The 19581-nt window shown below is 38.1% G+C and carries 20 protein-coding genes; 4 read left to right on the forward strand and 16 right to left on the reverse strand.

The window, feature by feature from the left end; genetic code table 11:
- Positions 1-171: 171 nt before the first annotated feature.
- The 4 genes from GA0061074_RS04500 to GA0061074_RS04515 form a co-directional block, all read right to left on the reverse strand.
- The gene (locus tag GA0061074_RS04500; protein ID WP_092462279.1) at positions 172-1566 is read right to left on the reverse strand and encodes an Nramp family divalent metal transporter; all 1395 of its coding nucleotides are present in this window, start codon (positions 1564-1566) and stop codon (positions 172-174) included.
- 389 nt (positions 1567-1955) lie between these two features.
- Positions 1956-2441 carry a DUF1456 family protein gene (locus GA0061074_RS04505; RefSeq protein WP_092462281.1) on the reverse strand — a complete coding sequence of 162 codons (486 nt, stop codon included), beginning with the start codon at positions 2439-2441 and terminating at the stop codon, positions 1956-1958.
- 79 nt (positions 2442-2520) lie between these two features.
- Positions 2521-3510 (reverse strand): aldo/keto reductase, encoded by a 990-nt coding sequence (locus GA0061074_RS04510; RefSeq protein WP_092462283.1) that lies wholly within the window; start codon positions 3508-3510, stop codon positions 2521-2523.
- A 25-nt stretch (positions 3511-3535) separates the two neighbouring features.
- Positions 3536-4510 (reverse strand): ribose-phosphate diphosphokinase, encoded by a 975-nt coding sequence (locus tag GA0061074_RS04515; protein ID WP_092462285.1) that lies wholly within the window; start codon positions 4508-4510, stop codon positions 3536-3538.
- 369 nt (positions 4511-4879) lie between these two features.
- Here GA0061074_RS04515 and GA0061074_RS04520 point away from each other — a divergent pair, with 369 nt between their 5' ends.
- Genes GA0061074_RS04520 through GA0061074_RS04530 form a run of 3 tightly spaced genes read left to right on the forward strand, consistent with a single transcriptional unit; the run spans position 4880 to position 7524 of the window.
- Positions 4880-5443 carry an ECF transporter S component gene (locus GA0061074_RS04520; protein WP_092462287.1) on the forward strand — a complete coding sequence of 188 codons (564 nt, stop codon included), beginning with the start codon at positions 4880-4882 and terminating at the stop codon, positions 5441-5443.
- Positions 5444-5447: 4 nt separating this feature from the next.
- Positions 5448-6863: an ABC transporter ATP-binding protein gene (locus GA0061074_RS04525; protein WP_092462289.1), complete on the forward strand. Its 1416-nt coding sequence runs from the start codon at positions 5448-5450 to the stop codon at positions 6861-6863.
- Positions 6856-7524 (forward strand): energy-coupling factor transporter transmembrane component T family protein, encoded by a 669-nt coding sequence (locus tag GA0061074_RS04530; protein ID WP_092462291.1) that lies wholly within the window; start codon positions 6856-6858, stop codon positions 7522-7524. Before GA0061074_RS04525 ends, GA0061074_RS04530 begins: the two co-directional genes overlap by 8 nt.
- A 104-nt stretch (positions 7525-7628) precedes the next feature.
- Here GA0061074_RS04530 and GA0061074_RS04535 read toward each other — a convergent pair whose 3' ends face one another.
- From GA0061074_RS04535 to GA0061074_RS04590, 12 genes are all read right to left on the reverse strand, one after another.
- A complete protein-coding gene (locus tag GA0061074_RS04535; RefSeq protein WP_240005859.1) occupies positions 7629-8330 on the reverse strand; it encodes a hypothetical protein in 702 nt (233 codons plus the stop codon).
- Positions 8317-9051: a type I 3-dehydroquinate dehydratase gene (aroD, locus tag GA0061074_RS04540; protein WP_092462293.1), complete on the reverse strand. Its 735-nt coding sequence runs from the start codon at positions 9049-9051 to the stop codon at positions 8317-8319. The genes GA0061074_RS04535 and aroD overlap by 14 nt, the downstream gene beginning before the upstream one ends.
- Positions 9029-9556 carry a shikimate kinase gene (locus GA0061074_RS04545; protein ID WP_092462295.1) on the reverse strand — a complete coding sequence of 176 codons (528 nt, stop codon included), beginning with the start codon at positions 9554-9556 and terminating at the stop codon, positions 9029-9031. The genes aroD and GA0061074_RS04545 overlap by 23 nt, the downstream gene beginning before the upstream one ends.
- A gap of 1 nt (position 9557) precedes the next feature.
- On the reverse strand, positions 9558-10850 hold the full coding sequence (gene aroA, locus GA0061074_RS04550; RefSeq protein WP_092462297.1) for a 3-phosphoshikimate 1-carboxyvinyltransferase: 1293 nt from the start codon (positions 10848-10850) through the stop codon (positions 9558-9560).
- A 25-nt stretch (positions 10851-10875) separates the two neighbouring features.
- Positions 10876-12054 (reverse strand): chorismate synthase, encoded by a 1179-nt coding sequence (gene aroC, locus GA0061074_RS04555; protein WP_092462299.1) that lies wholly within the window; start codon positions 12052-12054, stop codon positions 10876-10878.
- A gap of 6 nt (positions 12055-12060) precedes the next feature.
- Positions 12061-13122: a 3-dehydroquinate synthase gene (gene aroB / locus GA0061074_RS04560; protein ID WP_092462301.1), complete on the reverse strand. Its 1062-nt coding sequence runs from the start codon at positions 13120-13122 to the stop codon at positions 12061-12063.
- Between the two features lie 9 nt (positions 13123-13131).
- Positions 13132-14118, reverse strand: a complete 987-nt coding sequence (aroF, locus tag GA0061074_RS04565) for a 3-deoxy-7-phosphoheptulonate synthase (RefSeq protein ID WP_092462303.1) — start codon at positions 14116-14118, stop codon at positions 13132-13134.
- Position 14119: 1 nt separating this feature from the next.
- Complete coding sequence (aroE, locus tag GA0061074_RS04570) at positions 14120-14932, reverse strand: shikimate dehydrogenase (protein ID WP_092462305.1); 813 nt, start codon at positions 14930-14932, stop codon at positions 14120-14122.
- Positions 14933-15038: 106 nt separating this feature from the next.
- Entirely contained in the window at positions 15039-15716 is a 678-nt protein-coding gene (locus GA0061074_RS04575; protein ID WP_092462307.1) for a VIT1/CCC1 transporter family protein, read from the reverse strand.
- Between the two features lie 4 nt (positions 15717-15720).
- Entirely contained in the window at positions 15721-16401 is a 681-nt protein-coding gene (locus GA0061074_RS04580; RefSeq protein WP_092462309.1) for a VIT1/CCC1 transporter family protein, read from the reverse strand.
- A 194-nt stretch (positions 16402-16595) separates the two neighbouring features.
- Entirely contained in the window at positions 16596-17213 is a 618-nt protein-coding gene (locus tag GA0061074_RS04585) for an ECF transporter S component (protein WP_092462311.1), read from the reverse strand.
- 153 nt (positions 17214-17366) lie between these two features.
- Positions 17367-18554, reverse strand: coding sequence for an aminotransferase class I/II-fold pyridoxal phosphate-dependent enzyme (locus GA0061074_RS04590; RefSeq protein ID WP_092462313.1), 1188 nt, complete (start codon positions 18552-18554; stop codon positions 17367-17369).
- A 231-nt stretch (positions 18555-18785) separates the two neighbouring features.
- Here GA0061074_RS04590 and GA0061074_RS04595 point away from each other — a divergent pair, with 231 nt between their 5' ends.
- On the forward strand, positions 18786-19523 hold the full coding sequence (locus GA0061074_RS04595; RefSeq protein WP_092462316.1) for a M15 family metallopeptidase: 738 nt from the start codon (positions 18786-18788) through the stop codon (positions 19521-19523).
- Positions 19524-19581 lie beyond the last annotated feature (58 nt).

Genomic DNA, 19581 nt, shown 5'->3' on the forward strand with positions numbered 1-19581 from the left:
CCTTATTTTCCTATGTTATATTTCGTATACCATTATATTATATGACATATAATGGTATGTCAAGGATACCGCTTGTCTTTTTTTAAGTTATATTTATTAAACAAAAAAACGTAAAGATAATACTCAAAGTACTATCCTTACGTTTAATTTTTATACTCGTAGTTAACCTTATTAACCAAACATTTGACCAATAATTTGGAAAATCAATTGGATATTCAAAGCTGTCAAAACAATGAAAATAATCCAAGCTAACCAAGTCATCCACTTTGGATTAGCAAAATCATCACCCATAACCTTCTTTGAAGAAGTAAAGGCAATTAGCGGTGCCATTGCAAATGGTAACGCAACTGATAAGAAGACCTGTGAATAAACAAGTAATTGATCAAGCTTTCCTTCATCACCACCATAAATCAATGTAAAGGCAACGACTGGAATCAAAGCTAGACCACGCGTAATCACACGACGTAACCACATAGGTACCTTCAAGTGTAAGAAACCACCCATGATAACTTCACCTGTCAAAGTTCCAGTAATTGTTGAATTTTGTCCTGATGCTAACAATGCAACAGCAAACAATGTTGATAGAACTGGCGAAGCAATTGCACCGGCAATACTGCTATCACCCAAAGCATTATACATTTGACCGAATGTACCAACTGAATCACCATGGCCAAAGAACAATGAAGCTCCTAAAATCAACAAGAATGAGTTAATAATGAAGGCTAACGACAATTGGATATTTGAATCCCATGTCATAAAACGAACACCTTCTTTTAGCTCTGCTTTATTATCACGGTTCACATTACGTGTTTGTGAAATTGATGAGTGTAAGTACAAATTATGCGGCATAACTGTTGCCCCAATAATTCCTAATGTCATCACTAATGGTGAATCAGCACCATGAATACCAGTTGTGCTAACTGCTTGAATTTGTGGTAGATAACCACCAAACAATGCTACCATGTTAGGATCTGACGAAACGACTAAGTATCCGAAAATAAATAAAATCGTTAAAATAAGCGTTACAACAATAGCTTCAATTTTTCGGAATCCAAAACGCATCAACAACAATAACAAGACAACATCCAAAGCCGTTGTCAAAACAGATGCAATCATTGACCAACCAAATAACAAGTGTAGCGCAATCGCACCACCAATGACTTCGGCAATATCAGTGGCCATCAAAGCAAGCTCACTAATAACCCATAAAATAATACCACCAGTTTTGTTGGTACGATTTCTAGTAGCTTGCGCTAAGTCTTCGTGCTTAACCATCCCCAACTTACCAGCCATGTATTGTAGCATCATCGCAATTAATGATGAAATCAAAACAACTGATAACAACGTGTAATGATAGGTCGCACCACCAGTAACTGATGTTACCCAATTACCTGGATCCATATACCCTACGGCAACTAATGCTCCTGGACCTGAGAAAGTCCATAGTTTACGCCAAAATGAACCACTTTTAGGTATCTCCACTGAGCCGTTCACATCGCCAAGACTATCATCATCAGCTGTGCTTTGAATCAAGCCTTTCTTTTCTGTCACTTCTTCTTCAGACATGACAACCTCCTAAGATAAAAATCGTCGTCGTAAGGTCATCCCAGTGTACTATTTACTTTTTGTATATAGTGCTAAATAAAATTCATAAAGATTTTCGTTCAACTTGGTTGTTGAAAGCTTATGACTTTTACTTAACCGGGAATTTTCTCACCCGCAGTGAATATGTTACGCTTTTGTCAAACAAGATGCAACCATTTATTTTCTTTGATTTTATTTTTTTTACGTACAATCGCTAAAAAGTTTATCGATAAACTCTTTATAATTTTACCATAGACTAAATTATTTTAGATGATACGTGAAAAACATCAATAAAAAGCGCCTATTCTAATGAAACTTAAGAATAGGCGCTCATATTTATTTACTTTTCTAACATCAATTGTTTTATTTTCTTAACGTAAAGCTTCAGCCATTCCAATTAATAATTTACGCATAAACTGATCACCTGCCACTAAATATTTCGGATGTGACTTACGCCGGACCATAGCCCCTACTTCACCTTTAGTAACTTTAAAATCAGCTGCCTGCCAAAAGGCTAACAAATCTTCAACTGTATAGGACATCGCAATTTTCAACTTTTTAATAACAACATTATTAATATCACTATCTCGTTGCATACTATAATCTTGCGGTGCTACAGAACCATCTTCATTTTTCTTATGCCCACGTTGCGATATGATTAGACCATTCATAAATTTTTCTAAGTCATGCCGTGATAATTGCGCATCACGCGCACTATCTTGTGCAGGCTTTGCGATAATTGCTAAAAATTCAGCCTTTGTTAAATTCAAATCACCTAATTTGAAAATGGTTAACATATCTTTAGTACTAATATTGAAAATATATTGTAAACGCCGAACGATATCATTATTATGCATTTAATGCTTAACTTCTTTCCTTTTTTATAAAAAAATTGTTTATTTTCGTCTTATTACCTTGAAAATAAACAATTTTAATTTATCCCTTTAGGATTTGGTCAATTTTACCTAGCTCTTCTGCTGACAAAGTCATGTTGTCAGCAACCTTAACGTTGTCCAACAAATGGTCAACTGAAGAAGCACCAATCACAATTGAAGGTACTCGCTTATCTCGCAACAACCAAGCCATTGCTAGTTGTGCCAAGGTTTGTCCACGATCAGCTGCAATCTTATTTAGTGCATTAAGTTTAGCAACTGCCCCTTCGGGATCATCTTGAATAAATGAATTTGTGCGATGTAATGGCATGTCCGCAGGAATACCATCCAAATAACGATCTGTTAACAAGCCTTCTGCCAATGGACCGTATGCAATTAGTCCTGCATGATGCGCATCCAAAGTACCTAACATATCATCTTCTTCAGCTTCACGATTGAACATGTTATACGACATTTGGTTACCAATAAACGGCGTATGCAATTCATCAAATATTTTTGAAATTTCAGCCACTTGTTCAGTTGTGTAATTAGATACGCCAACGTATAGCGCCTTTCCTTGACGAACCATCAAATCAAGTGCTTCGGCCGTTTCACGCAAGTTAGTATTAGGATCCCAGCGGTGCGCATAAAAGATATCCACATAGTCCAAATGCATGCGCTGTAATGACAAATCTAAGGCAGCCGTCAAAGTCTTCTTACCTGAAAACTCACCTAGCGGACCAGGCCACATATGATAACCAGCCTTAGTTGTAATCACTAATTCATTACGATATGGCTTCAAATCTTTTTCATATACTGCACCAAACGTTTCTTCAGCAGTTCCGTTTGATGGCCCATAATTAGAAGCATTATCAAAAGAAAAGATACCATTATCAAATGCCTTTAAAATAACCTCACGTGAATTAGATAATGGCATTTGATCGCCTAAATTACGCCATAATCCAAATGACAGAGCTGGCAAAATTAAGCCAGAATCTGAAACTCGACGATATGGCATAACGTCATAACGATTATCTGCTGCTGCATAAACCATGATTGTACCTCCAAAATTCAATTAATTAGTAAATATTAACATCTGGATTATTACTTGAACGTAGTAAAACATCGATACGATTATTATCGTGAATACGCTGGATAGCTTCTGCTAGTAATGGCGCAACAGACAATACCGTAAACTTTGCACTTTGCTTTTCTTCTGGAATATCAATTGTATCCGTAAAAATGTAACGTTCAATATTATCATCTACATCTAAGTTTTGCGCAGCATCCCCTGATAGAACTGGATGAGTTGCTGCAACATAAACTTCAGTTGCACCATTAGCTAATAATGCTCGAGCTGTCATTTGCACACGGTAACCCGTATCAACAATATCATCAACAATAACAGCACGACGACCCTTAACGTCACCGACAATTGCATCCTTTGATTCTGGGTTAGTCATAGCGACATTGTCATTAACAATTCCCCATGGCGACTTTAGAATATCCGCAAATGTTCGTGCACGTCCAGCACCAGTATGATCTGGTGAAACAATCACCAAATCATCTGTTAACTTACGACTATAAAAGTAATCAGTCAATAGTGGTGCTGCTTTTAAATGATCCACAGGAATATCAAAGAATCCTTGCAATTGCTGAGCATGTAGATCAATAGAGACAACTCGGTCGACTCCATTCATTTCAATTAGTGAAGCGACCATTTTAGCAGTAATTGGTTCGCGGGATTTTGCTTTACGATCTTGACGTGCATAACCCATGTATGGAATAACTAAGTTGATTTGTCCCGCTGAAGAACGGCGTAGCGCATCAACCACAATCATTATTTCCATGAATGAGTCATTTACTTCTTCAGCAATCGGAGCAATAACATAAACGTCATCCCCACGAATACTTTCTTGAACTCGTTCATAAATTTCACCATCAGCAAAGCGTTGAATATCAACTGGTGTCAATGGTATGTTTAGCTCTTCGGCTACAGATTTTGCTAGAACATTATTTGTACTTAGTCCCAACAATGTTATTTGAGATTCCACGAACGAATGCCTCCATTTCTCATCCTTACTTCTCGTCCCCTTTATTTTACCAAAAGATAGCATATTACGGTATCCTTTATATTTCATTGCCAAACTAAAATTTTGTGTTTTTTAAGTTTAATTTGCAAATAACTTCCATTCCCCCTATACTAAAACAAGCGAATCAAATAAGCTGGGGTGCCAAGAGCTGGCTGAGAAAATACCCATAGAACCTGAGCAATGTAATTTTGCTAGGGAGCTTCTTGTTTATCATGACAGTAAACAACCCCAGTGCCCGCACAGACATGTGTCTTTGCGGTACTGGGGCTTTTTTTGCTACCAAAGCTTCGGCGATTCGATTACATTATTTTAAGGAGGTTTGCAATTATTATGCAAACAGTTAATGAATCAAAGGCAAAGTGGTCACTACGAGATGTTATTTTTCTAGCAATCATTGCCATCTTTTTCGGAGTTATTTTTGAAGTATGGAGTGCAGCTTATTATGCAGTAGCAGCAACTCCACTAAAGCCTTACGCCAATGACTTAACTTTAGGTGTTTGGTTAATGGCCGCACCACTAGCCGGTGCCATTTTACAAAAAGTTGGGAGCTCATTACTAGGTGAAGTTTTAGCGGCTGCCGTTGAAATGATGCTATTTTCAAGTTGGGGTGCCGCAAATCTAATTTCTGGTTTCATTCAAGGTATTGGAACCGAACTTGGTTTTGCTGCAACTGGTTATAAAAACTGGGGTAAGCTCGGTTTGACATTCTCTGTTATTACAACAACTATCGTAACCTTTATTTGGGACTTATTTAATAGTGGTTATGCCGATTATAAGCCAAGCTTGATGATTACCCTATTCATCATTCGTCTAATATCAGCCGGTTTCTTTGGTGGTGTATTAGTTTATTATATTCAAAAATTAGTTGCCAAATCTGGTGTATTAAAACATTAAGCTTATGACAAATTTACAAGTTGAAAATTTTAGTTTTGCGTATGTTGATAATCAGCCAAATGTCCTAAATCAAATAAATTGGTCTCCACAAAACGGATCATTTAATCTGCTAATTGGTCCTTCTGGATCTGGTAAATCTACTTTGTTAAAAGCAATGGCTGGTTTGCTACCAAAATTTGGTGGTGTTATTACTAATGGACAAATTTTATTAAATAATGAGCCGATTCAACCGATTGTACCTTTTGAAAGGGCAAAACGAATTGCTATGCTCTTTCAAAATCCAGACCGTCAATTTGCAATGCGAACCCCTCGCTTGCAACTAGTATTTGCATTAGAAAATCTCCAACTGTCAGCTGATAATATCAAAAAACGTGTACCATTAGCACTTACTGCACTGCACTTAAATGATATCGCAGATCAAGACCTATTAACCCTATCAGGCGGTGAAAAACAACGAGTTGCCTTAGCCGTTGTTCTAGCAATGGATAGTGACATTATTTTACTAGATGAACCTTTTGCTAGTGTTGACCCGGTGGCACGTTTGTCTTTGCTAGCTGATTTGAAGAAATTGCAAACAGAACAGCATAAGACCATTATCGTTTCCGACCACGATTTATCTGGTTATGAAAACCTAGTTGATTACTTATACGCTATCGATACGGAAACCGGTACATTGGCACAACAACCATTGTCTAAACTAGATAACTTACCTGTGGTGACACCATTTTATGGCTTACCACAGGTAAATGGTCACCTTAGTTGGCATCAGCTAACTTTAAACGTTGGTAAACGTCGCACACTACTAGCAGATAGTTCTTTTACTCTACCAAATGGACAAATCGGTTTATTATCTGGTGCCAATGGTATCGGTAAATCTACTTTATTTAAGGCATTAGGTCATCAGATAAAGTATGAGGGACAAATCAATTGGGACGCACAAGATACACGTAAAATTAAATTAAAAAATTGGTCTAAACAAGTCGCATTGATTTTCCAATCGGCAACTGATCAATTCGTTAAAATGACGGTACAAGAAGAAATTATGTTATCACAACAGCACAGTTTAGCAGCGACTTATTGGACGGATGATCGTATTCAAACAGCCTTAACTATTTTACATTTGGATTATTTATTAGATCATGTCGTTTACCAACTATCAGGTGGGCAACAAAAAAAGCTCCAAGTGCTAAGCATGTTAATCATGGGCCAACCCGTTTTGCTATTAGATGAGCCACTGGCCGGGCTCGACAGCGAGTCTGTTCAAGTTGTCATGCAATTAATCCGTGATAGCATTCTTGCAACACAAACCAGTGTCCTAATGATTTCTCATCAACGCACTGGTTTAGCTGAATTTATCGATTATGAACTGGTATTCAAGAACCAATCGTTATCACTAATTGGGGAGGCGCCAAATGTTTAAAATAAATCCAACTATTCTAGTTGCTATCATGCTAAGTATTGGTGTTGAAACTTCTTTTGTCCGCTCGATTATTTTAAACGGTATCGTTGTTTTAATAAGTGGTATTTACCTACTGATGCAACGTCCTAATTTTAAATTAATTGGTTTAATGATTTTAATCTCTATCCCGCTTGCGTTTGGAACATGGTGGTCATTTATCGCATTCGGTACTGGCGATACGCACCATTTAGCATTAGTCTACGCAAGTCGTTTGTATGCCTATTTGTTTTTAGGAGCCGCCGTAACATTAACGGTGCCTGTCAAAGAATTACTATTTAGTCTAAATCAGCATGCTAAAATATCAAATACATTTACCTATGGTTTGTTAGCAGCCTTTAATTTGGTTCCACGTGTTCGTCGTCAAGTTCAAATTATTCGCTACGCCGGTGCTTTACGCGGCGTTACTTACCACTTATGGCAACCACAAATTTACTTTAAGGCTATTTTGAGTGCGTTACACTGGTCTGATGACTTGGCTATCGCTATGACATCGCATGGCTTTTCAGAAGGGTTTCCACGGACGCAGACAGTAAAAGATATTTTGCCTAAATGGCAATGGGGCATCCCCGTTGTGCTTGCTATCTTATATTTAGTAATTGCTATTGTATACAAGCCTTGGTGATATCCAATAGTCATTTATACTATAAAATTCGCAGGTCTATAATTAAAAAGACGTTGAAATACTTCAAATGAAGATGTTTCAACGTCTTTTTGTTTATCTCATATTTAATTTTCAAAGTCACCAATTAACACACGATTACCAGCTGCTGTTTGATTAGGATCCGCCTTACCAAAAGCCGCCCGTGTCAAACGTAGTTGATTACTTTCCACCCCAAAATAGTCTTGAATTAAATCAGTCATAAATACCAATAACGCCTGACTATCAATTTCAGCTTCATGGAGTAGTACAGGTCCTTTATTTTTGAATATACCGGCATTACGCAAATCGTCAACCTTTTGTTCTAACGCGGGTAAACCTGCAACCAAATGGTATAAAACATGATTTTCATGTTGCCATTTGGTTAGATAAACAACATGTCGTAAATCAGTCAAACCAGTCGGCAAAATCATATCGGCTGCAACAGCCTCCAATTGCATTTCTTCATGACTATAATTTTCAATAGAAGCAGTTAACGCCCTTGTTGATAAAGTAAAATTGCCATTATAATCAAACATTGCCTGGCCCAAGAGCATTTCAGTACGTGTCACATAACCAATCCGATCAAAATTTTCATCTGCCTGTAATGCTTTATTTAAATACTGGCGAAAAATATCAGGCGCACGCCAATCAAGACGTAACTTTATCTTATCTATGCCGATATCATCCCCAACACCATGAAAAGTAATTAATGAATAACCCATGGTGCCGGGAATTTTAGTAATGAGTTCCTGTCTATCATTTTCAAAAAATCGACTATTGTACATCATGATTTGATCCCCATTTCTGCAATAAAGCTGATACGGTCACTTGACCTGGCGCGGAACTCCCGGTTACTGTTGCAAATGTTAGTTGCGAACCAAATTGGTACCCTAATATTCGAGACGGCATCCCCATTTCACCCATCGCCATTGTAATCAATGGTTTTGCTGCATCATTTGCCACTTGTTTAGTACTAACTAATAAATAGTCAACATCACTTGTAGATTGTGGCATAACAGCCAACTTAACAATATCAGTTGGCAACATCAACATATTATTTAACGCCTGCACTAAATTATGCGGCGTTCTATCGAAATAATGCTTTGAACCAATAATTTGTACATTAGTAGGAACCTGTTTTAACAAAGCTTTTTGATCTTTTAACAAATCAATTTCAATATCTAATGCCGCAACCCCGGCTGCTAATGCATTTAAATAAATCCGTTCATACATATCAGCGTGATACTGCTTATTGCCACCTTCTGCCAGCGTACGCCAGGTAAAAATAACTGGTTTCATAACAGTTTGACGAACCTGTCTGATATGATCAACCGTTAATTCATTTAATCGTGTAAGATAATCAATTCGCCACTCAACAACATCAATAGCACTATGACTTAATATATCAGCTTCTTGTAATACTTGTTGCCATGTACTGGCTGTGATTGGTGCTGCAATCAGCGGACGTTCACTTGATGCAACAGCCTCACCAATCTTTAACCGTACCATCCGCAATACCTTTCACATAGTTTATAATTTCTTCTGCTACTTGATTAGCACTCTTATTATCAGTATAAACGGTTTGCGTTGCAATAGCTGCATACTTAGGCAATCGAGCCTCCCACAACTCTGCTAACTCAAGTAATGATTTATTTCGCACAATTGGTCGTGAATTATCTTTAACTAAGCGCTCCATCGTTTGTCCAAATGAACCAGACAAATAAATGACTGGCACTGTTACTTCAGACAATAACTGCTGATTTTTGCTGAGTTCAATAATACCACCGCCAGTTGCAATCACCCCCGATTCGGTAATTGCTTCACCTAAAATAGTATGTTCTAAATCACGAAATCCAGCCTCACCAATATCAGCAAAAATTTCACCAGGTGTTTGGTTTGTCCGTTCAGTAATTAGTTGATCGGTATCTAATAACGGCTGTCCCACCTTTTCTGCTAGTAAATGACCTACAGTCGTTTTACCAGCTCCCATAAAGCCAATTAAAATTACATCCATTTTATGATAAAACCTCATTTAAATCTTCAAAAAATTGGGGATATGAAATATTAACTGCATCTGCTCTAGCCAAAGAGACATCGCCCTCTGTAATTAAAGCTGCAATTGTTAACATCATGCCAACACGATGATCCCCACAAGAGTCAACCGTTGTAGGTTCTGTTACATGCAGTGGTGTACCACCATGAACATAAAAACCGTCCTCTTTTGCTTCAATGTGGGCGCCTAACTTATTAAGTTGGGTAGTCACCGTTGCAATACGGTCTGATTCTTTAACGTGTAATTCACTAGCTCCGGTAATAAGGGTATCACCCTGTGCCTGGGTCGCTGCTAATACAACCAATGGCATTTCATCAATCATTGTTGGCACATCCGTTGCTGTCACAGTTGTGCCATGTAATTCTTGCGATTGTACACGGATATTTGCCATTGGTTCACTAGTTGTCTTTGCTTTATCAAGATCGAAGGATGCCCCCATTCGTGACAAGATATTAATAATACCTGTACGCGTTGGATTAATACCTACTTGCTGTAACGTTAACTCACTATCGGGCACTAATAGTGCTGCTACTAACCAGTAAGCTGCTGATGAAATATCACCCGGTACTTGAATGTTAGTTGCCGTTAACTTTGTTTGAGGTGCCACAATAATTCTATTATTGTCACGTTCTAACTGAACGCCAAAAGAAGCTAACATGCGTTCCGTATGATCGCGTGTTGCAATTGGTTCAATAATTGTTGTTGTTGAATCGGCTTGTAGCGCAGCTAAAATGATTGCACTCTTAACTTGCGCTGATGCAACGGGTAATTCATATGTTATCCCTTTTAAATGTTTCGTTGCCAATTTCGTAATCGGCAAGCGATCATTTTTAGTGACAAAGCTTACACCCATCGCCATTAAGGGCTTGATAACACGTCCAAATGGGCGTTTAGATAAGCTACTGTCACCACGAAATGTTAAAGTGAATGGTTGTTTAGCTAATAAGCCCATTAATAGACGTGCCGACGTACCTGAATTTTCCATATTTAGCATCTGCGTAGGCTCAATTAACATATCTAACGATTTGCCGTGGACGATTAAATCATCACCGTCACGATCAAAAGTCACACCAAGGTTGGACATCGCCGTAATTGTACTATTAACGTCTTGTGAATCTAACAAATTTTTGATATGTGTATCACCCGATGCAATGCTTCCCAACATCACCGCACGATGTGAAATACTTTTATCACCAGGCATTGTTAGTGTTCCCCGCAGATGCTTCCCCACTGTTTGTAACTTCAGATTGCCCATTATTTAACCTACAATTCTTTTCTCGCTAAAAGTTCTTAATTTCCTCTCGATAGGCCGCCACTTGCTCTTGCAAACGAGGCAAACTATCCGTATCAAATTTATCCAAAACTGCTTTTGCCAGTTCAATAGCAACCATTGCTTCAGCAATAACTGCAGCTGCAGTCACGGCAGTTGTATCAGAACGTTCTGTTGAGGCCCGATGATCTTGATGCGTATCGATATCAACACTTTGCATTGGCTGGTATAACGTTGGTATTGGCTTAACTACACCACGAACCACGATCATTTCACCAGTAGTCATGCCACCTTCAAAGCCGCCAAGATTATTCGCACCACGATAAAAGCCGCGCTCAGCAGACCAATAAATTTCGTCCATAACTTGACTACCAAATTTAGTAGCATTATCAAAACCGCCACCAAATTCAACACCTTTAAATGCATTAATACCAACAATTGCTCGCGCAATCTTAGCATCTAATTTTTCATCAGCAGACACGTATGAACCTAACCCAGCTGGTACACCAGTTGCCATTACCTGAACTGTTCCACCAACTGTATCACGATTTCGTTTTGTCTGATCAATCACTGCTTGCATTGCTTTATCATCATCAGCTGTCAAAGAACGCGTTGCAAAACTTTCTGTCACTTCACGTAGCTCTGCTAAGTTATGATATTTTGTTAACTGTGTTAAATCACTTTGTACTGGGCCAATATTAGCCACAAAACCGTGCACATCAATATCTAATGCCGCTAACAATTTTTTTGCCACAGCACCAACCGCAACACGCATTACCGTTTCACGTGCTGACGAACGCTCTAATACATTACGCAAGTCATCTTGATGACGATATTTCATACCACCAACCAAGTCAGCATGACCTGGTCGTGGACGCATCACTTTACGCAAACTATTTTCAGCCGTTGCCGGTATATTTGGATCCATAATTTTTGACCAGTGATTATGATCATCATTATGCACATTAAGCGCAATTGGTGATCCTAGTGTCACCTGGTGACGAACACCACCCATAATTGTCACAGTATCCGTTTCAATTACTTGTCGTTGTCCACGGCCATAGCCATGCTGACGCCGTGCTAATTGTTCATTGATATCTTCAGCCGTAATCGTTAAACCAGCTGGAATACCTTCAATAATTGCAACTTCTTCTGGTCCGTGACTTTCACCTGCCGTCATATAACGCATTTTGCATCACGCTCCTTCAATAAAATTTTTCATTTCGTCCAATGGTTTTTTGATTATTTTAGGTTGTCCTGGTCTTTCAACCGCAACAAGTTGCAGAATTCCTGCACGATTCTTCTTATCGTGTACTAATTGTTCTAGCATTACGTTAGTATGTACTAAAGTCGAATCTATTGGCAACCCAACATCTATTAAACGTTGCTGTAATGCCTTTAAAAATTCTGCTGAACTAATATTGTTTACAACAAACCGTTTGGTAATTGCAATCATACCAATGGCAACTGCTTCACCATGCCGTAAGTCACCATGCGCTAATAATTCGATTGCATGCCCAATCGTATGTCCAAAATTAAGATACTTACGAATACCTGCTTCTTGTTCATCTTGCATAACAATCTTTGCCTTATACGCAACTGATTTTACAATTAAAGCTAACGCATTGTCTAAAACATCATCTTTAGATTGAATGGTACCTGTTAAATCCCAAAATTCACCACCAGCTAATGCACTTGTTTTAACCACTTCAGCATAGCCTTCGATTAAATCACGCGTAGCTAATGTCTTCAAATATGATGGATCAATAATCACCAAATCCGGTTGATAAAATGTTCCCATAATATTCTTAGTTTGACCTAAATTAATCGCTGTTTTACCACCCACACTTGAATCGACTTGTGCAGTTAAAGATGTTGCAATTTGAATAAAGGCAATCCCACGCATATAGGTTGCTGCAGTTAGTCCTGCTAAATCACCAATTACACCACCACCTAGTGCAATCACACCATCGTCACGGGTAAAATGTTTATCTGCCAATAGCGTAATAGCTTGCTCTAAGTAAGGCAACGTCTTTGTTTGTTCACCACCAGGCAACACTAATGTTGTAACTTTGTAGCCGAATTTTTCTAATTGATTACGCGTTTCAGCCAAATAATAACCACCCACTTGCTCATCCGTCATGATTAGCACCTGACGTTTTGACCAGACACCTTCAATTTGCGCCCCAATATTCTCACGCAATCCAGTCGCAATTTTTACTCGATATGTCTTATTTGGCAGAGATACAGTTACCATTAGCTTGCCTCACTTTACTATGTCGTGAATTGTTTGTGCCTTTGTAAACAAATTAACCATTTGCTCTGGGGTTAAAGCTTGCTTACCATCAACCCATGCTTTATCTGGTTGGTCATGAATCTCGATCATTAGCCCTTGTGCACCAGCGGCAACAGCTGCCAACCCAGTTGGTGTCACATGTTCAGTAACACCTGCTGCGTGCGATGGATCAGCTAAAACTGGTAAATGCGTTAACTCCCTTAGTACTGGAATCACACTAACATCCATTGTATTACGCAAATATTTTTGGTCAAAACTTCGAATACCACGCTCCATCAAAATAATCTGACAATTACCTTCTGATGCAATATATTCAGCAGCACTCAACCACTCATCAACTGTTGCGCTCATACCACGTTTTAATAATACCGGCTTAGATTGCTTACCAACCGCTTTTAATAACGCAAAATTTTGCATATTTCTGGTACCAACTTGGAATATGTCAGTATACTTGCCTACTAAATCAACATCAGTCGGGCTCATAATCTCTGTCATCATATCCATCCCCAAAGCATCAGCCGCTGCTCGATGCCATTGAAGACCTTGTTCACCCAATCCCTGAAAACTGTACGGATTAGTCCGTGGTTTATATGAACCACCACGTAAAATAGTTGCGCCAGCATCTTTAGCCGCTTGGCCCATAGCCAAAACATGTTCAGCTGATTCAATAGCATCAGGACCAGCTATTAAATTAAAATTCTCACCACCGATTTTACTATGCGGTGTTTGAATAATCGTATCATCTGGATGAAAAGTACGACTAACTTGCATAGCTGCTGGATGATCTGCAATCGTCTCAACAATATCCGCCTGATTAATGAACGATAACTCATTAATATTTTTAATTTCAGCAAAACCCACTCGATTTTCAAATCGATAAACATGTGGCAATTGGCGATTCTGAGCTTCCGCTAATACCATCTTTGCTGTGAGTGCATCCTTCATTATAATAATCATTTTAATTTCTTCTTTCTTTTGAAATCACTGCCAGCATACGCTGTTGATCAGGAAATACACCCGTCCAAGTCGCAAAACTTAATGCACCTTGACCTGCCAACATTGGCAACCCATCCATTGCCTTTCGTTTTGCCTGCTTTGCCGCAGCGACAAAAGGTGTGTCACTTGTTTTATAAATAATATCAACTACTTGGGCTTGTGGTGGTGTTAAGGCAAATTGATCTGGTGATAATAGCGATGCCTCTTCTTGCATCCCCACACTAGTTGCATTCACAATTAAATCAGCTGTTGATAAATATTGCGTAATCGTTGTCAAATCGTGAAGTGGTTCCGTTAATAAGGGTGCTAACATATCCGCTTTAGCAGTAAAACGATTGCTCATCCGATTAAACACATGTACCTGACTATAAGCAGGTGCACTGGCAATAATTGCCTGTGCAGCACCACCAGTACCAATAATTATCACATGTTCAGGCGTACCCGTTATAGTTGACCAAAAGCCCTGTCCATCAGTTGTATCACCAAACAAACGACCATTCTTAATCGAAATTGTATTTACAACACCAAGTCGCTTAGATAAATCAGAAATTTCATCCATATAAGGTACAACGGCTTGTTTAAATGGCATCGTGACATTAAGTCCTTTAATCCCTTGATGCACCAACTGCGACAAACCAGTTACTAGGTTTTGGGGTTCGATAGCAAACAATTGATAATCAGCATCAATATTGGCAAGCTGAAACGCTTGATTGTGCATAATTGGTGATTTGGAATGTTCCACCGGATAACCAATTAATCCATAATGATCTGTCATTAATATCTCCGGAAATCTTATATTTTTAACTATCAAAAAAAGAGACCAACAAGAAGCCGTCTCTTTTTTGACGATAAACTCTTCTCAACTAATTAGTTTACTAAAATCAGAAGAGCTTTCCAATACCGTAATGAATTGCAATTGTTACTAAGCCAATAATAATGTTACGAATAATAGCACGCTTAGGTAATCCTTGACCTAATTTTGCACTTAAAAATCCAGTTAATGCAACAGCGATCACCGTTGCCCCAATCGTTGCTAAAAATTGCCAATTTACTGGTGCAAAATACATTGCTGCGAGCGGTAATATACCTCCCAGTGCGGCACAAATCAATGATGAAAATGCTGCCGACCATGGACTAACATAATGACCTAAAGTCATATCATACTTCACCTTTATAATCGTTGCCAGTGGCGCTTTATTCATTAATTCATATGCAATTTTATTAGCAGTCACTACACTTAAACCTTGTTCATAATAAAATTGATAAATATCCTGTTGTACTTGATCAGGATGTTCTTTAATCCGCTTTTTTTCAGCAACAACTACAACTTTTTGTGCATCCGATTGCGAACTAACCGAAGCGTATTCACCTGAAGCCATCGATAACGCACATGCTAGCAAATCTGCTAAACCAGCTAATAAAATTGTAAATTGATTAGTTGTTGCTGCACCAACTGAAAATAGTACACCGACAACTGTTAGAATACCATCATTTGATCCCAAAACACCTGCACGGATAGTGTTTAATTTTTCTGCCATAATACTTGATTTCTCTGCCATTACACTATGCTCCTATCAATGAACCGATTAAATAAGTAATAATCATCGTAAAAGCGCCTGCCATTAAATTACGAATGGTTGCTTTTTGTTCATCAGCGCCGGATAACCGTGCTGCTAAAAATCCAGTGATACCTAAAGCAATTAAAACAGCAACCCCGGTTGCAAGAATACGAATATGCTGTGGCAATAACGTAATTGCTAACATTGGTAACAACGATCCCAGTGGGAATGAAATCATTGAGGCTATTGCTGCTGAAATAGCAGATATTTCATGATTTTGTGTAAAGCCATAACGTTCTTTAATTGTTGTTCCCAATGGATCTTGATTCATTAATTCAGTGGTTGCAGTCAATGCTAATTCCTTTGAAATCCCCTGATCCATATAACGCTGTTGAACAAAGTTGAACTCTTGATCATAATGATCTTGGAGCGCTTTTTTCTGTGAAGCAACAGCTTGCACTTGAGCATCATTTTCGGAATGAACTGAAACATATTCACCCATCGCCATAGAAACGGTTCCGGCTAAAGCACCTGCAAAGCCAGCGATAAAGATTGCAAAGGAACTCACAGTTGCGCCGGCAACACCAATAACAATACCGGAGACAGATAAAATACCGTCGTTAGCGCCCATTACAGCTGCACGAATAATATTATTTCTTTGTGCTAAATCTTGACTTGCTTTCATGTTATACCTCCTGATAATTCGCCTTAATTATACACGTTATAAAATCAAAAATGTTCATGACTTAAAGTAAGAATTTTTCCATAGTAAAAAATAGTCCTGATTATCAGACAATACACTATTAAAGCTAGATTAGGTAGCAAGCGTGCATACAAAAACCGCCAATCTACTCTATTCGTAAATTGACGGTCTTCATATTAATTTAACTGTCTTTTTAAATAAGTTAAAACGGGTATGCCAATCAACGGTACTAAAATTGCACCCGCAATAATTTCAAAAATACCGTTAAAGCCTGCAATTGAGACAATTAACCACTGTGCTAAATTCGTACTAGGAATACCTGTAAATGAAGTATCCATAATCGTAAAACTCAACCAAGTAATGATAAGGACTAAGCCAGTATTTACTACAGCTGACAAACCACCTAACACACTTAACCACAGACCTTGTTTTTTGACATCACGTTGTTGCACAAATTTTTGATATAAATAACCAATCAAAAGTCCAACTACTATTCGTGGTACTAATGCTGTAATTGGATTACGAAAAATTAAAGCACCAATACTAGGAACGCTAGACCAAGCATGCCAAAGTGAATATGCACCCCAAACAAAACCTAGTAAAGCACCACCTTTAGGTCCTAAAACCATACCACCAATCGCAACTGTATAGGTAATAATTGTCACTGCTGCCCCGATGGCGAATGCTCCTAACGGCAAAGTACCTAGCCAAGGGACGATTGATTGTAACAAAACAATTCCAATGAATAAGGCAGTTAAAACCAACTGTCTACTTTTATTCATACGCGGTTGCATCCGTGTTCCTCCAAATTCATTGTTAAATTTTATAAAAAATATCCATTAATTATCATACAACAAATGTTTAGAATTATTATACAAAATCTTTTATATTGTTTATAAAGCAAATTAAAAGGAGATGCAAATTTTAAGCATCCCCTTTCGATATTTTTATTTATTACTACGTTTCTTATCAAAATAAACGTTCATACGTCGAATTGCTTCTTGCAAATCTTCATCAGATGCTGCATAAGAAATACGAACATATTCTGGTGTGTATTCTGAGAAAGCCGCACCAGGAATTACTGCAACGTGACCATTTTGAGCCAAATCCATTGCAAAAGCTTCACTATCTTGATTCATATCAGCTGGAATTTTGGCAAAGATATAAAAAGCACCCTCGGCCGGCACAACTTCAAAGCCTAGTTCTTCTAAGCGTGGTACCATCCAGTCACGACGCTTCTTATAAACACTGCGCATTCCATCCGCAACATTAGCAGATTTTGTCAAAGCAACAGTTGCACCATCTTGAATAAACTTAGGCAAAGCAAATGTTAGTGCCTCATGAACTTTTTGCGCCTGATCAACGAAAGCCTTGTCAGCAATAATAAACCCAATACGGTAACCCGTCATCGCATGTGACTTTGATAAACCAGTCATCAAAATTGATTGTTCTGGCAATAGACTAACCATTGAGACGTGCTCTTGATCATATGTTAATTGTGCATAAATTTCATCAGAAATCACCCATAGATGATACTTCTTAAAGACATCTGCAAGTGCCTCTAACTCTTCACGACTATAAGTTACCCCAGTTGGGTTCACAGGATAATTAAATAGCACAGCCTTGATATTTACATCAGACTCTTCAATAGTCTGGGCGACTAACTCCGGTGTTAATTTAAAATTAGTTGGTCGTGTATTAACAGCAATCTTTTTACCACGCGCTAAATCTAACGATGCCGTATATGGTGCATACGCTGGTTCAGGAATCATCAATCCTTCCCCTTCATTTAGCAAAGTCATAAAAATAACATTGATAGCTTCTGATGCCCCCACTGTAACAATAACATTATTTTCATTATCAAATGGCAAGTCATAACGTGAACTATAGTATGCTGCGGCTGCTTGACGTAAATCACGCTCCCCCTGCGCATCAGCATAATGTGAATTGTTATTAGTAATCGATGAAATTACAGCGTTCTTGATATTATCATCAACATTAAATCCCGGTTCACCAAATGTTAAACGTAACAAATCTGGAATGTCACGCACTTGTTTTTGAAAGCCAGTCAACCCATCAGGTACTAGGCTAGTGACTTTTGTATTTAGCGGTTGTACAAATTCATTTTGCGTCATCTTAGTTCACTCACATTTCTATTTATTTTTTAATCTAATATCATTATAAAGTAAAATGGTATTTCTATAAATATCGTGTTACTTATTAGAGTTAGTCTTAATTTTACTATTTTCATCAACCTTAGTACAGTCATTAAAGCGCTTTATTATATCAATTTTATGATAAACTATAGAATATAGTATTCTCATAAAATAACTATTTTTTAATTATTAAACCCAAGGAGGCACAAGATGTTAGATTTTACTGACACGCCAATTGAAGCACCCATTAAGGATTGGGAATGGGCACCCATCAAAGAAGTTCCAATTAAAGATAATAACGAGCCCTTGGTTTCATTAAGTTATTTACCTGAAAAAATGATTGTTAGCCCACAATATTTCATTCAGGATTTACCAGGTACCTACCCTGAATTATACGTGCGCGCACACGTGCAAGAAAAATTAGTCGAGGCTGCTCGTAAGCTACCTTATGGTTATAAATTTGTTATCTTTGACACTTGGCGTAGTATTCCAACACAACAAGCCCTATTTGACCAAATGAAATTATTCGTTAAACGTGATAATCCTGATTATTCAGATGAAGAAGTCCAACAAGCCGCACTACGAATTGTTGCATTACCTTCAACTGATCCAAAAAAGCCATCACCACATAACACTGGTGGCTCAGTCGATCTATCAATCATTGATGAAAAAGGACGTTTATTAAACATGGGTAGTCCCTTTGATGACATCAGCTTGCGTGCAAAAACAACCTATTATGAGGTAGACGATACTTCTGATGAGTATGATGAAGCACGTCGTAATCGTCGACTACTTTACCACATCATGATTCAATCTGGTTTTACCAACTATACTGAAGAGTGGTGGCATTTTGATTATGGTAATCAAAATTGGGCTAAATTAAGCAACCAAGATGCTGCGCTTTACGGGGCAACAAAGCCTGTCTTTCCTTGGGTAAAAGCCTATTAAACATAAATAACTATACAAACAAAAAGCGTTAATCCAACCATTAAAGTGGCGAGATTAA

The organism is Weissella bombi, from assembly GCF_900094835.1.
Classification (GTDB): domain Bacteria; phylum Bacillota; class Bacilli; order Lactobacillales; family Lactobacillaceae; genus Weissella; species Weissella bombi.

Coding starts and splice junctions, on each gene's coding strand:
- GA0061074_RS04575 (WP_092462307.1), bottom strand. CDS start 15,716: ATGGCAGAGAAATCAAGTATTATGGCAGAAAAATTAAACACTATCCGT.
- aroC (WP_092462299.1), bottom strand. CDS start 12,054: ATGCGTTATATGACGGCAGGTGAAAGTCACGGACCAGAAGAAGTTGCA.
- GA0061074_RS04505 (WP_092462281.1), bottom strand. CDS start 2,441: ATGCATAATAATGATATCGTTCGGCGTTTACAATATATTTTCAATATT.
- GA0061074_RS04585 (WP_092462311.1), bottom strand. CDS start 17,213: ATGCAACCGCGTATGAATAAAAGTAGACAGTTGGTTTTAACTGCCTTA.
- GA0061074_RS04500 (WP_092462279.1), bottom strand. CDS start 1,566: ATGTCTGAAGAAGAAGTGACAGAAAAGAAAGGCTTGATTCAAAGCACA.
- GA0061074_RS04590 (WP_092462313.1), bottom strand. CDS start 18,554: ATGACGCAAAATGAATTTGTACAACCGCTAAATACAAAAGTCACTAGC.
- GA0061074_RS04530 (WP_092462291.1), top strand. CDS start 6,856: ATGTTTAAAATAAATCCAACTATTCTAGTTGCTATCATGCTAAGTATT.
- aroF (WP_092462303.1), bottom strand. CDS start 14,118: ATGATTATTATAATGAAGGATGCACTCACAGCAAAGATGGTATTAGCG.
- aroA (WP_092462297.1), bottom strand. CDS start 10,850: ATGGGCAATCTGAAGTTACAAACAGTGGGGAAGCATCTGCGGGGAACA.
- GA0061074_RS04525 (WP_092462289.1), top strand. CDS start 5,448: ATGACAAATTTACAAGTTGAAAATTTTAGTTTTGCGTATGTTGATAAT.
- GA0061074_RS04535 (WP_240005859.1), bottom strand. CDS start 8,330: ATGATGTACAATAGTCGATTTTTTGAAAATGATAGACAGGAACTCATT.
- GA0061074_RS04545 (WP_092462295.1), bottom strand. CDS start 9,556: ATGGATGTAATTTTAATTGGCTTTATGGGAGCTGGTAAAACGACTGTA.
- GA0061074_RS04510 (WP_092462283.1), bottom strand. CDS start 3,510: ATGGTTTATGCAGCAGCAGATAATCGTTATGACGTTATGCCATATCGT.
- aroD (WP_092462293.1), bottom strand. CDS start 9,051: ATGGTACGGTTAAAGATTGGTGAGGCTGTTGCATCAAGTGAACGTCCG.
- GA0061074_RS04595 (WP_092462316.1), top strand. CDS start 18,786: ATGTTAGATTTTACTGACACGCCAATTGAAGCACCCATTAAGGATTGG.
- GA0061074_RS04520 (WP_092462287.1), top strand. CDS start 4,880: ATGCAAACAGTTAATGAATCAAAGGCAAAGTGGTCACTACGAGATGTT.
- aroB (WP_092462301.1), bottom strand. CDS start 13,122: ATGGTAACTGTATCTCTGCCAAATAAGACATATCGAGTAAAAATTGCG.
- GA0061074_RS04580 (WP_092462309.1), bottom strand. CDS start 16,401: ATGAAAGCAAGTCAAGATTTAGCACAAAGAAATAATATTATTCGTGCA.
- aroE (WP_092462305.1), bottom strand. CDS start 14,932: ATGACAGATCATTATGGATTAATTGGTTATCCGGTGGAACATTCCAAA.